17 protein-coding genes and 1 pseudogene are annotated in these 12,309 nt (G+C 48.3%); 12 read left to right on the top strand and 6 right to left on the bottom strand.

The features are described 5' to 3' along the window. Positions 1-2: 2 nt before the first annotated feature. Entirely contained in the window at positions 3-353 is a 351-nt protein-coding gene (locus MHZ92_RS05235; protein ID WP_239430531.1) for a YojF family protein, read from the bottom strand. A 272-nt stretch (positions 354-625) separates the two neighbouring features. Continuing rightward, positions 626-1,459: a bifunctional hydroxymethylpyrimidine kinase/phosphomethylpyrimidine kinase gene (thiD, locus tag MHZ92_RS05230; protein ID WP_239430530.1), complete on the bottom strand. Its 834-nt coding sequence runs from the start codon at positions 1,457-1,459 to the stop codon at positions 626-628. 229 nt (positions 1,460-1,688) lie between these two features. On the opposite strand from thiD, the gene MHZ92_RS05225 reads away from it, so the two are divergent. From MHZ92_RS05225 to MHZ92_RS05205, 5 genes are read left to right on the top strand one after another with little or no spacing between them, the layout of a single operon-like run. Further along, positions 1,689-2,564 (top strand): DUF4230 domain-containing protein, encoded by an 876-nt coding sequence (locus MHZ92_RS05225; protein ID WP_370644623.1) that lies wholly within the window; start codon positions 1,689-1,691, stop codon positions 2,562-2,564. 5 nt (positions 2,565-2,569) lie between these two features. Next, positions 2,570-3,253: a uracil-DNA glycosylase gene (locus MHZ92_RS05220; RefSeq protein ID WP_239430529.1), complete on the top strand. Its 684-nt coding sequence runs from the start codon at positions 2,570-2,572 to the stop codon at positions 3,251-3,253. A gap of 17 nt (positions 3,254-3,270) precedes the next feature. Further along, the gene (locus tag MHZ92_RS05215) at positions 3,271-3,447 is read left to right on the top strand and encodes a uracil-DNA glycosylase (RefSeq protein WP_239430528.1); all 177 of its coding nucleotides are present in this window, start codon (positions 3,271-3,273) and stop codon (positions 3,445-3,447) included. Continuing rightward, positions 3,444-3,707: a YwdI family protein gene (locus MHZ92_RS05210; protein WP_239430527.1), complete on the top strand. Its 264-nt coding sequence runs from the start codon at positions 3,444-3,446 to the stop codon at positions 3,705-3,707. The genes MHZ92_RS05215 and MHZ92_RS05210 overlap by 4 nt, the downstream gene beginning before the upstream one ends. A gap of 44 nt (positions 3,708-3,751) precedes the next feature. Further along, the gene (locus tag MHZ92_RS05205) at positions 3,752-4,132 is read left to right on the top strand and encodes a DUF423 domain-containing protein (protein ID WP_239430526.1); all 381 of its coding nucleotides are present in this window, start codon (positions 3,752-3,754) and stop codon (positions 4,130-4,132) included. A 147-nt stretch (positions 4,133-4,279) separates the two neighbouring features. Here the strand turns inward: MHZ92_RS05205 and MHZ92_RS21565 are convergent. Then, positions 4,280-4,339, bottom strand: a pseudogene (locus MHZ92_RS21565) (hypothetical protein); the annotation flags it as partial. Between the two features lie 199 nt (positions 4,340-4,538). Here MHZ92_RS21565 and MHZ92_RS05200 point away from each other — a divergent pair. After that, positions 4,539-5,603, top strand: a complete 1,065-nt coding sequence (locus MHZ92_RS05200) for a beta-carotene 15,15'-monooxygenase (protein WP_239430525.1) — start codon at positions 4,539-4,541, stop codon at positions 5,601-5,603. Between the two features lie 30 nt (positions 5,604-5,633). Here the strand turns inward: MHZ92_RS05200 and MHZ92_RS05195 are convergent, their stop codons facing one another. Further along, on the bottom strand, positions 5,634-6,086 hold the full coding sequence (locus MHZ92_RS05195; RefSeq protein WP_239430524.1) for a spore coat protein GerQ: 453 nt from the start codon (positions 6,084-6,086) through the stop codon (positions 5,634-5,636). 100 nt (positions 6,087-6,186) lie between these two features. Between MHZ92_RS05195 and MHZ92_RS05190 the strand changes: the two genes are divergently transcribed. Further along, a complete protein-coding gene (locus MHZ92_RS05190; RefSeq protein WP_239430523.1) occupies positions 6,187-7,038 on the top strand; it encodes an aminopeptidase in 852 nt (283 codons plus the stop codon). 388 nt (positions 7,039-7,426) lie between these two features. On the opposite strand, the gene hemQ is transcribed toward MHZ92_RS05190, so the two are convergent. After that, the gene (gene hemQ / locus MHZ92_RS05185; protein WP_239430522.1) at positions 7,427-8,176 is read right to left on the bottom strand and encodes a hydrogen peroxide-dependent heme synthase; all 750 of its coding nucleotides are present in this window, start codon (positions 8,174-8,176) and stop codon (positions 7,427-7,429) included. A 186-nt stretch (positions 8,177-8,362) separates the two neighbouring features. Between hemQ and MHZ92_RS05180 the strand changes: the two genes are divergently transcribed. Beyond that, entirely contained in the window at positions 8,363-9,196 is an 834-nt protein-coding gene (locus MHZ92_RS05180) for a lipoate--protein ligase family protein (RefSeq protein WP_239430521.1), read from the top strand. A gap of 16 nt (positions 9,197-9,212) precedes the next feature. Here the strand turns inward: MHZ92_RS05180 and MHZ92_RS05175 are convergent, their stop codons facing one another. Further along, complete coding sequence (locus MHZ92_RS05175) at positions 9,213-9,848, bottom strand: RsfA family transcriptional regulator (RefSeq protein ID WP_239430520.1); 636 nt, start codon at positions 9,846-9,848, stop codon at positions 9,213-9,215. 186 nt (positions 9,849-10,034) lie between these two features. Here MHZ92_RS05175 and MHZ92_RS05170 point away from each other — a divergent pair, with 186 nt between their 5' ends. Genes MHZ92_RS05170 through MHZ92_RS05160 form a run of 4 tightly spaced genes read left to right on the top strand, consistent with a single transcriptional unit; the run spans position 10,035 to position 12,203 of the window. Continuing rightward, positions 10,035-11,330 (top strand): HD domain-containing protein, encoded by a 1,296-nt coding sequence (locus MHZ92_RS05170; protein WP_239430519.1) that lies wholly within the window; start codon positions 10,035-10,037, stop codon positions 11,328-11,330. A gap of 1 nt (position 11,331) precedes the next feature. Then, entirely contained in the window at positions 11,332-11,841 is a 510-nt protein-coding gene (locus MHZ92_RS05165) for a YwgA family protein (RefSeq protein ID WP_239430518.1), read from the top strand. A gap of 49 nt (positions 11,842-11,890) precedes the next feature. Next, positions 11,891-12,016, top strand: coding sequence for a hypothetical protein (locus MHZ92_RS21355; RefSeq protein ID WP_255723376.1), 126 nt, complete (start codon positions 11,891-11,893; stop codon positions 12,014-12,016). After that, positions 11,997-12,203 carry a hypothetical protein gene (locus tag MHZ92_RS05160; protein WP_239430517.1) on the top strand — a complete coding sequence of 69 codons (207 nt, stop codon included), beginning with the start codon at positions 11,997-11,999 and terminating at the stop codon, positions 12,201-12,203. The genes MHZ92_RS21355 and MHZ92_RS05160 overlap by 20 nt, the downstream gene beginning before the upstream one ends. Positions 12,204-12,309: the final 106 nt, after the last annotated feature.

Genomic DNA, 12,309 nt, shown 5'->3' with positions numbered 1-12,309 from the left:
GCTTAATATGTAAATGGTGTTTCGCTTATTTCGAGCGCGACTGCGAGTTTACCGTCAGGATCAAGTCCTGCCATGAGCAGCCGGTCATGTTCGTCGACAGTGTAGTGGGTAATTCCTTGTGCGTAAATCCAACCTGACGGAAGCTTCAGTCCGACTCGATGCGGCGATTCGCCCGCCACTTTGCCGAGTTCATATTTGACGACGACATTCCGGATGAATGCCCCGGCATTGAAAAACCCTTCCTTAAAGTGGGCGGCATACGCACCGTTCGTCGTTTCAAGATGGATGTAAACGTCTTTATTCGCATAGGAATCAAGCAATTCCTGCAACCGGTCCGGTTTCACGATCTCCATGAAAAATCCTCCTTCTTACAAACTGCAGATAAAACAAGTATATAGAAAAGTGTAAATGAAAGCGATTAGCATGCCTGAAGCATTCGATTCGTGTAGGCTAAAGGTCACAAAATGACAATAAACTATAGGAAATGATCGATAAGTTCCGGGAAATGAACGATAACTCAGTTGAATTGATCGATAACCTTTGGGAAATGACCGATAACTCTTGGGAAATGATCGATAAAAATAAAAAGGCGGGAAGAGGCGGTTCTCTTCTCGCCTTTATCCTATTAAATCTCCGTAGCCGTTACGTCAGGTGCGCCTACTTTGTTTTTAGCACCGTGCAGGACGGGACCGACGTATTCATTCAACTTCCAGCCGTTCGCGATAGCAGCGGAAACGAATTTTTTCGCTTCAAGGACTGCTTCTTTCACGCTAAGCCCGTTCGCAAGGTTTGCTGTCATCGCAGCGGCGAACGTACAGCCTGCTCCATGGTTGTAGTGCGTGTCCGTTTTTTCCGCCTCGAGTAACGTGAACGTCTTGCCATCGTAGAATAGGTCTGCTGCTTTGTCATGTTGGAGCTGCTTTCCGCCTTTAATGACGACGTTGCGTGCGCCCAGGGAATGGAGCTTTTCGGCAACCGATTTCATTTGCTCAATTGTCGTAGGGGTTTTCATTCCCGCCAATTGACCTGCTTCGAACAAGTTCGGTGTCACAATTTCTGCTTTTGGAAGTAAGTATTTCACCATGGCATCGACAGTTCCGGGATTGAGGACTTCATCTTCGCCTTTACATACCATTACCGGGTCGATGACGACATGGTCGAGCCTAGATTCTTCGATTGCCTCGCCCGCGGTTTGGATCGCTTCTTCCGTGCTAAGCATGCCTGTCTTAATGGCGTCGATGCCTGTCGAAAGTGCCGTTTTCAGTTGTGCTTTCACGACATCAATCGGAAGGGAGTAGACGCTATGGCTCCAATTGTTATCGGGATCCATCGTCGCGACGACTGTCAATGCTGTTATGCCGTAAGTTCCATGTTCTTGGAACGTTTTCAAGTCGGCTTGGATTCCCGCACCGCCTGATGTATCTGATCCTGCGATCGTCAATGTCTTTTTCAAAGTCATCGTTGCATTCTCCTTCGTGTTGGATTGCATTCATATACAATAGTAATAAAATTGAGGGAAAAATACAAAAGTATTGGATATTCGGGGAAGTTTATGCGCTGTTGCGGCGATTTATGCGTGAATTCTCGTATTTATGCGCGTTTCCGATGTTTTATGCGTACATTTCTGCTTTTATGCGCATTTGCTAGAGTTTGTGCGTCTTTTGGCGAATTTATGCGTATTTCACAATATGAATAAAGGAGTCTATGCGTATCTGTTGTCCATATCGGAACTTTTCGATAGGCTAAACGTACAACTATATGTAAAATTGTACGATTACGAGTGTCGAAGGATGGTGAAAAAGGGTATGGATGATAAAAAGAAATTACAGGAGATTGAAAGACTATTGAAGGAAATGAAGGATTCCGATTCCGAGAGTGCCGTCACCGTGGAAGAGTTGATCGGTAGGAAAAGGAAATCATGGAGGCCACGTTTACGATTCACGTTCATTTCGAAGTGGAAACGGTGGACGCTGCTCTTAGCGGTGCTTCTCTTGCTTATCGTCTTGTCCCTTCCTTTCATCGCCTTTTATTTATTGAAGCAAGGGAGCACGTTCACGGAGCAGAAAGGGATGTTCATCGAACAGGTTCTTGAATTGAACGAAATGGCTACCGCGGAAGCCTATACAAAAGTCATCATCGAACGGCAGGACAATCAAATATTTGGACAAAGCATTGGTTTGAACGTACCGGGGACGAAGCGGCAGCTGCTCGTCGTCATTCCGGGATCGGTGAAGGCGGGTGTCGATTTATCGAAACTCACCGAGAAAGATGTCATCATCGATGAAGAGAAAAAGACAGCGAAGCTTACATTGCCACCAGCAACCTTCCTCGGGGGAGCGGAGATTTATTTTGACCAAGTCGAAGTGTATTCCTATGAGGGTGTATTCCGTCAAAAGGCAGACATCGAAGAGGCTTACGAACTCGCTGCCGAAGCAAAGAAACTCATTCTCGAGGAAGCGACTGGCCAAGGCGTCCTGAAGACAGCGCAATACAATGCTGAAAAGACGTTGAAGGAAATGTTCTCATTTGCGGGGTATGACGTCACGATTGAATTCAAGGAGTGAGTTGCTTGCAGAAAAAGAGATTTGGCAACGACTGGGACGCCGTGCTTGCGGGGGAATTCGAAAAACCGTACTACTTGCGGCTTCGCGATTACCTTAAAAAAGAATATGAAAGCCAAATAGTCTATCCGCCTATGGAAGATATGTGGACAGCTTTCCGGTTGACTCCGTTTCAGGATGTAAAGGTGGTTATTCTAGGACAAGATCCTTATCACGGGTCTGGACAAGCGCATGGCCTCAGCTTTTCGGTGAAGCCTGGCGTCAAGATTCCACCGAGCTTGCGGAATATGTTCAAGGAATTGCAGTCCGATATCGGGTGCGCCATTCCGGAAACCGGAACGCTCACGGGCTGGGCGAAGCAAGGAGTACTCATGCTGAACACCGTCCTGACGGTGAGGGCAGGGGAGGCGCATTCTCATAAAAAACAAGGATGGGAGCAGTTTACCGACGAAGTAATCCGCCGCTTGTCCGAGCGCGATGAGCCGGTCGTCTTCATCCTGTGGGGACGTCCTGCGCAGGAGAAGAAGAAGCTGATCGATTTGATGAACAATGCGATTATCGAAGCGGTCCATCCAAGCCCGCTAAGTGCAAGCCGTGGCTTTTTCGGCAGTCAGCCCTATTCCAAGGCGAATGGAATTTTGATAAAGTGGGGTCAAATGCCGATCGACTGGTGCAAAACAGACGGATTGTAGGGGGGATAGGTGTTCATATGGCTGTAAATTGTTTTCAATGTCAATACTTTTTCGTAACATGGGATCCGAAAAGTCCGCGTGGCTGCAAGGCATACGGTTTTAAAACACGCGAACTGCCGTCCATCGTCGTGAGGCGATCATCCGGCATGGAGTGTATGAAATATGAACCGAAGAAAGGGGTAGCAAGACAATGATTCCAAAGGAACGAATTATTGAGGAAATGCAACGCCAGCTGAATTATGCAAAAGCCACGGACGACGACCAAGCGATCCGCGAGGCGCTGACAGCCGTCAGGGCGCTCTGTCAAGTTGTGCTCGCGGGGAATGAAATGAAAGACGAGCCGATCATAACGCCGAGAACGATGGCGATTTCCCATAAGCCGCAAATTTCTTCATTGGAAGGAAGGCCATTGGACGAAGAAGATGCAAACGGCGGATCTATTTTTGATTTTTAATCTTCGTAACGCAAAAATGTAGATAGAGAAAGTAGGAAATTCACATGCCATTTTTCATTATTGCCGGTGCAGTCAACGCGGCACTTGCCGTCGCACTCGGCGCATTTGGCGCGCATGCGCTGAAAGAACGCTTATCCGAACGATACCTCGCCATATGGGAAACCGCCGTCCAATACCAAATGTTCCATGCAGTCGGACTGATTGCAATCGGCATTCTCATGAGCTCATCACTCCTCGGCCCGTCAACCGCCTTGACATGGGCAGGCTACTTGCTGCTCGCCGGCATTATCATTTTCTCCGGCAGCCTCTACGTCCTCAGCCTATCCGGTATCGGCATATTGGGCGCCATCACCCCAATCGGCGGCGTCGCATTCATCGTAGGATGGATCATGCTCATTATCGCAGCAGCAAAGTTCGGTAAATGATTAAAACGGTTTGAAGAGCCAAAGTTCTTCAGACCGTTTTTTTTGAATCGCGTCATGGAGCTGGACCGCGTCCAAAGTGAGTCATCCCGCGCCCGAAGCGAGCCGTCCCACGCTCGAAACAAGCCGTCTCGCGCCCGAAGCAAGCCATCACGCGCCCGAAGCAAGCCGTCTCGCGCCCGAAGTGAGCCGTCCCGCGCCCGAAGCAAGCCATCACGCGCCCGAAGCAAGCCATCCCGCGCCCGAAGCGAGCCATCCCGCGCCCGAATCGAGCGATCCCGCGCTCGAAGCCAGCCTCCCCGCGTCCAAAGTAATCCTCGGCCCGTCCAAACATTTCCATAAAATCGTCAAAATGTTCCCTCGATGCTGACCACTTTCTTTGATAAACTGGAAAAAAGGGGGAGTTTCCATGGTGTTGACTCGCGTACGTTCAAAGCAAGGCTTGTTTGCTTCATTGTTGATCCTTGTGCTTGTGAGTAATTATTTGGCTTACCGGCTTCCTGCGATTCCGCTGCCCGCTGATTCGCGTGGAGTTGTCATTGGATCTTTGCTGGATTTTGCAATCATTGCGCCACTTCTCATTTTGGCAATGACGCGTAAAAAAGGTTTTACGTTGAAACGGTTTTTCACCTTCATGGTAATCGGTCTCGTTGCTGCTCGGTTTGTCATTCCTGCTCAGTATTTTGAACCTTTTCGATTCATACCTTATGTCGCTATCGGGTTCGAAGCGATTCTGCTGTTCGCGGAAATCAGTCTTTTGTTTTTGCTTGCAAAGCATCTACCAGGAATTCTGAGAGAAGTGAGAAGAGAAAAGAATATCGGAACACTTTTCGCTTTCCCCGCACTCGTGAAAGAAAAGGTGTCAACCCACCCGATTGTTTCGATCATCGCCGCTGAATCGCTCATGTTTTACTACGCCTTTGCTTCGTGGAAACGGAAGCCGCCCGTGGGCGAAAATCAGTTTACCTTGCATAAAAAAACGAGCATGATTGCGTTCAACGTCATGCTGATTCATGCGATTGTCATTGAGACAATCGGCATCCATTGGTGGCTACATGGCAAATCGATGATCTTGTCCATCGTTCTGCTGATTTTGAATGTTTATTCCATCATTTACGTGCTTGCGGATATACAAATCGTGCGATTGACTCCTTTGACAATGAACGATGATCGAATGCAAATTTCCCTTGGGCTCGGAAAACGCATGGAAATTCCTTATGACGCGATTGGAAAAATCGAATGGGGAAATGGGGCAGAGCAATATAATTTGAAGTCCGAAGGCTTGATCGAGTTCATTGCCCGCGACTTTGAAGAGGTGAAGCCGCAGTGCATTCTCCATTTCAGCCGGCCGTTGCAGGCGACTTTGTTCCTCGGGCTCGAAAAGGAGTTTCATATGGCGGCTATCCGGGTGGATGATCCAAAAGAGTTCCGGGAAATGCTTGAAACAAAAAAACGTCTTCCTTTGCCAAAATAGGCATTGGAAGACGTTTTTTTACAACCAGGTTCACATTGGTGTTTGATCGAAATAACTCAGTTCCTCGTTAAACTCCGCGTAGTCGAAATAAATCATCGGTATCAAATAACGTTTGCCGGCAGTAGAGCTCAAGATGACGTGATCACGACCGGCCGCTTCGACCATGCCCGGGATTGCTAGCGTATTCTTTCCTGGTTCGATGGCATGTTCGAAAGAGAAATGGAATACACCGGGCTTGCCGCGGTTGAGACGAAGGATATTTTCGATAAACGACTGCTCCCGGCCTGAAGGCGGTCTTCCGCCAGCGGGAATCTGTGGCGGCGTTGCAGGCATTTGTTGCATTTGCTGATGTTGATAACCTGGATAATAGTAATACTGAACCAAATTTTCCATCCTTTCATTTTTAAACTTGCGGACAATCTTTTCTTCCGTAGGGGAAAAGAAGCAATGCGATTTGTACACTCCGGTGTTCCATTGTGGCATTTATAACTGCCGCAGTATAACCCCCTCGGTTCCACCATATGCTTTTCGGCTTTTATTAATGACTGAAAAATATGTATACTGATGGAAAGGGGGAGTTCCAATGAAGATTGAAAATTATATCCCGGCTTTCCTAGACTTTTGGGAATCCGTGAAAAAGCCGACGCTGCTAGACTTGGAATCGTATTTGGCTGACAACGATGACGTTTATGAGAAGTATTTTCCCATTCATTGCCCGAGGACGGAAGAGCGCTTGTCAGCAGCACTTCAGAAATATGCGGGAAAGGTGGACGATATTCGTTCCATTTCGGCCAACTTGCCGTCCATTATCGAAGAAGTGAATGAGACGTATCGGCAGACATTTGACTTTGATGTTGAGCTCACGTTCAAACTGATTGTCGGCACGTTCGGCTCCAACGCATTTGTCACGCGGGACAATAAACGCGAAATTTATTTTGCTGTTGAAAAGCTATCGGCGGAGCCAGAGCATTTGCGGGTCATCACTGCTCATGAAATCGGACACGTTGCTCACTTTTCGATGGCGACCAAAGGCGGGATGGACTGGTCTGAAGTCGATTGGGGACATGGGCTGACAACACTATTCACGGAAGGCGCGGCAACGTATTTATCCAAACGGACGGTCCCGGGGCTTGAGGAGCCGGTCTATTTTACATACGATGACGAAGGTGAGCCGTGGGTGAAGTGCTTTGAGGAGAATAAAGCCGAAGTGAAACGGCGTTTTTTAGAAGACGCTTTAGGGGAATGGGACATGGCGAAGGAAAAAGAATGGTTCCGTCTATCTGGTGGGAGCTATTTCGGCTATAACCGGATCGGTTATCTTCTCGGTACGGACTACGTCGAACACCTCGTCGAGCGGCTAGGTGAGGATGCTGCACTGACGTTTTGGAATGGGAATGACGTAAAGGCGGATATTATTGAGTGGTTAGGGAAATGAATGGGAGGGGCCGTCTTGGATGGCTCTTTTTTTTTTTTTTATGCGTGGAAATTGGAGATTATGCGCGATTGTAACGATTTATGCGTAGGAATTTGACTTTATGCGTAGTTGCAACGTTTTATGCGCAAATAATTCACGTTATGCGTTTTTCGCGACATTAATGCGTAAATGGAGCGTAAATCCACGAATCGCGCATAAATCGCGCTTAACATGCATAAATCTGCTTAAGGACGCATAACTAGCTACAGATACGCATAAATGCTGCCAGATGAGCATAACTTCGCATAACTGCGCATAAATTCGAATACTCGCGCATAAATCTTGCCGAATGCTCATAAATCGCTCTAAACGCACATAAAAAAGAGCCCCTTAAAAGAGGCTCCTTCCATTAAACTGTGAAAAATGCCGACTTCTTCTCTCCGTCAAGCAATGTGCCGATGAAGAACGAGCCGAATACGCCGTAGCGTGCGCTCACTTCATCGAAGCGCATTTCGTAGACGAGCTTTTTGAACTGGAGTACATCATCCGAGAACAATGTAACGCCCCATTCGAAATCATCGAAACCAACAGAGCCCGAAATGATCTGCTTCACTTTGCCAGCGTATCCGCGACCAATCATGCCGTGGCTGCGCATCAATTCTTTACGCTTTTCCATGCTGAGCATATACCAGTTGTCTTCGCCATCGCGCTTCTTGTCCATCGGGTAGAAACAGATGTATTGATTGCGAGGCAGCTCCGGATAGAGGCGTCCACGTACATATGGATTTTGGTACGGATCTTCATCCGACTCGCCTGCAAGATAGTTCGACAGTTCGACGACGGACACATACGAATAGGCCGGAATCGTATAATCCGCAATCGTCAATTTATTGAACTCCGCTTCAAGTTCCTGCAACTCATCAATTGTTGGACGCAATGTCATCAGCATGAAATCAGCTTTCTGCCCAATGACCGTATAAAACGCATGGCTTCCCGTCTTCGCATCATCCGCTTGTTGAAGCTTGTCCAAATACGCCATGAATTCGTCGATCGCCGCTTTACGCTCCTCTTTTGAAATTAACTTCCAAGATGCCCAATCCATCGAGCGCAAATCATGTAGAACATACCAACCATCGAGTGTAATCGCTGCTTCGTTCATATGAATTCAAACTCCTTTTTCAGTGAATTACGTATACTCTTAGTGTAGCATAAACGAATGTAAAACACCGTGCCTACGTGTAGAAGTCATACAATCGACAAGAATGATTGACTGTCTCCACGGGTGGAACTAGTGTATGCTTATAGCAGAAAAACGAAAGCAAAAAGATCATCAGGAGAATACGCAATGTCCAATTTACAACTCCCGAAATGGCGCTTCATCGACGAGTCGATGACCGCAAAAAACCGATCCGCCTTGGAATCATTTGCGATGGACGACACGCTCTGCCATCTTGTTGGCCAGAAAATGTCCATCCCGACCGTCCGTACATGGGTGCATGACGAAACAATCGTCCTCGGCATTCAGGATCACCGGCTGCCGCATATCGACGAGGCATTGCCGGTCCTGCAAGAAGCAGGCTTTAAGACGATCGTCCGGAATTCGGGCGGTCTCGCGGTCGTATTAGATGAAGGTGTGCTTAATATTTCCATCGTTCTGTCCGAACAGGAAGGGTCCATCGATATTCCGGAAGGGTATGAGGCGATGGTTGAATTCGTCCGCATGCTGTTCCCGGAAGTCGCGGATCAGATCGAAGCATATGAAATCGTTGGCTCCTATTGTCCGGGGACGTACGACTTGAGCATCGGCGGCCGAAAGTTCGCGGGGATTTCGCAAAGACGGCTGCGCCAAGGCGTCGCGGTCCAAGTGTACTTGTGCGTGGAAGGCAGCGGCTCCGAGCGCGCTCGCCTCATCCGCGATTTATACGAAATCGGTTTACAAGGAAAGCAGACGAAGTTCAGCTACCCGGACATCCGCCCGGAAGTGATGGCGTCGCTGTCGGAACTAATGAACGAGCCGCTGACAGTAGGTGACGTCGGCATCCGCGTCCAGCTGCTATTGCGTGCGCTCTCAACAGAGGAAGTCCAAATCGGCGGCTTTACACCGGAGGAGATGGAGCATTATTTGTTTTATTTGAACCGGGTCGTCGAGCGGAATCAAAAGATGCTTGCTCGCGGATAAAAGAAAAAACCGCCGATCAATGATTGGTCGGCGGTTCTTTCGACACGAGATTTCCGTTTCGCTCCATCGTAAAGACGGGAGCTGTGCGCTCGGATTCGTCCTCTAATGTGACGAGGCGGCGAGCCCGGTTCATGATTTGCACGAAAGCTTCGTAGTCGTTTCGTAGAGTTTTATTCTCTTGCTGCAATTTGTCAATCTCTTTTTGGAGAGTCTCGACTTTTTCGTTTGCCATTTTTGCAGTATGCTTCCATCTGAGTGATTCAGAGTCTCCGCCTCCTGTATGGTGCAAACGAATTAAATAGGCAATGACTGTATCAAGCGATAAGGCGGATAAAGGGACAGCCGTCTTTTCATCTTGATCTACCCCTTGTGAAGGGCTGTACAACTGTTGGCTGCGTCGTTTGAAGTCTGCTCCTAAGACGCGCATTGCCTGTTTTCGTTCTTTTTTCGCCTCTGCGAGTTCTTTTTCGTAATCGCGGCGAACGACTGCGTTCCACCTAAATCCACACGCAGCCGCGGTCCTGTTGAGTTTATCCCCTACCTCTTCAAAAGCGCTTAGCTGTGTACTGCCTTCCCGGACGTGCCGTAGCACCGTCTCGGCTAATAAAATATCATTTTCCTCAAGCCAAGCATCCTGTCTAACTTTCACCATCTCCTTGCCTCCTGCCATGTTCATAGTCTCTTTCTTACGGTCAGTGTGTACAGTGTTCAAGCCTTTTATTCATCCAAACTGTAAGGCAAACGAAAAACTTTATTTTATTTCAATGAAAACCGTACTTTTCACTTGCTTGGTTTTTGATATACTTAAGAAAATGCGTCGACGGAGGTGGATGAGTAAGTGGACTATAAATATGAAAAGCTTTTTGAAGAGAAAGTATTCAAGGATCCGGTCCACCGGTATATCCATGTGCGCGACAAAGTCATTTGGGACGTCATCGGGACACGGGAATTCCAGCGACTTCGTAGAATCCGGCAGCTCGGAACAACGTATCTCGTTTTCCATGGCGCGGAACATAGCCGTTTCCAGCATTCACTCGGCGTCTATGAAATTGTGAGGCGGATCATTGACGACGGCTTCAGCGGACGGGCGGAATGGAATGACGAAGAACGATTGTTGACGCTGTGTGCCGCTTTGCTGCATGACCTCGGCCACGGACCGTTTTCGCATGCATTTGAAAAGGTGTTTGCACTCGACCACGAAAAGTTCACGCAGGAGATCCTGACTGGGGATACAGAAGTGAATGAAGTGCTTCGCCGCGTATCGCCTGAATTCCCGCAACAGGTGGCGGACGTCATCGGGAAGACGTATCCGGACAAGCTTGTCGTCAGTCTTATCTCGAGCCAGATCGATGCGGACCGAATGGATTATTTGCAGCGTGACGCCTATTACACTGGCGTTTCGTACGGGCATTTCGATATGGAGCGTATTTTGCGAGTCATGCGGCCGGCGGAGGAGCAAGTAGTTATCAAGTTTAGCGGAATGCACGCAGTGGAAGATTATATAATGAGCCGCTATCAAATGTATTGGCAGGTCTACTTCCACCCCGTTTCGCGGAGCGCGGAAGTCATTCTCATGAAAATTTTGCATCGTGCTAGACATCTACATACAAGTGGCTACCCGTTCAAGCACGAACCAGTCCATTTCAAATCGTTCTTCGATCGGACATTCGGGCTTGAAGAGTACATATCGTTGGATGAAGGCGTGCTCATGACGTATTTCCAATGGTGGCGGAAAGAAGACGATGCCATTTTGGCGGACCTTTGCGACCGTTTCTTAAACCGAAGACTGTTCCAATATGCCGAGTTCGAACCGGCGACGGAATACCGGAAAATCGGTGAGTTGGAAAGGTTGTTCAGGGAAGTGGGTATCGATCCGGAATACTATCTTGTTACGGATTCCTCCTCCGACTTGCCGTATGATTTCTACCGACCTGGTGAAGAGAACGAACGCGTGCCGATCTATTTGCAAATGCCGAACGGCGAGCTGCGTGAACTGTCCCGTTCATCGGAAATCGTCGACGCCATTTCAGGCAAGCGACGGACAGACCATAAAATTTATTTTCCGGAAGATCTTTTGAAGTCAAAAGATGATCCGTTATCTAAAACGATTTTACGAATGTTGAGAGGTGAATAACTTGCTGCAAGAACATGCAAGAATTGTGCAATTCATTGCCTTGGCGGGGGAAGTGAGCGGGCGGAAGAAATTGCAGAAGATGATCTATATCGCGAAAAAGATGGAGTTTCCTTTCGCTGAAAAATACGAATTGCATATGTACGGACCGTATTCGGAGGAATTGACACTCCGGGTCGAAGAGCTTTGTGAAATGGGCTTCCTATCGGAAAGCTGCATGGACAAAGGATCGTACGTTCAATATAGTTACAATGTGACGGAAGAGGGAGACCAGTTCCTCGAAACGGCGAATGCGCCACATGAAAAACTGGCAGACTGCATTGAGAGGCTAAATGGGAAAAGCTCCCGATTTTTGGAACTCGTCTCCACTTTGCTCTATTTCGACCATTTGCCGAAGGACGAGCAAATTGCGAAGGTGCATATCGTGAAAAACAAACTGAATTTCACCGAAGACGAAATGCAAGACGCATTTGACTTCATCGCCGAACTGCAAACGTGTTCAGGCGTTGCATAAGTTATGAAATCCCCTTTAAACGAGGGGGTTTTTTTGTGGGAATCGCGTCATGGGAGGTGGTGTGTCTAAAGCTGTTCGTCCCGCGTTCAAAGTGAGGTCGTCCGCGCTCGAAGCGAGGCCATCCGCGCCTGAAGTGAGGCCATCCCGCGCCCGAAGTGAGGCCATCCGCGCCTGAAGTGAGGCCATCCGCGCCTGAAGTGAGGCCATCCGCGCCTGAAGTGAGGCATCCCGCGCCTGAAGTGAGGCCATCCGCGCCTGAAGTTGGGCCACCCGCGCTCAAAGCGATGCCTTCCGCGCTCAAAGTGAAGTCGCCCACGCTCAAAGTGAAGCCATCCGCGCTCAAAGTGGGTGACGTACAATAGTCTGTGTAAGCACAAAAAAGATAGGGCATCCTCAAGGTTAATCACTACAAAAACCAAGGAGGATGCACTATCTATGTCTAGTATAATCGATAATCTGTTTTCTAAT

Source organism: Sporosarcina sp. ACRSL (assembly GCF_022346605.1).
Lineage (GTDB): Bacteria > Bacillota > Bacilli > Bacillales_A > Planococcaceae > Sporosarcina.
This window is presented reverse-complemented; position numbering and strand designations above follow the sequence as displayed.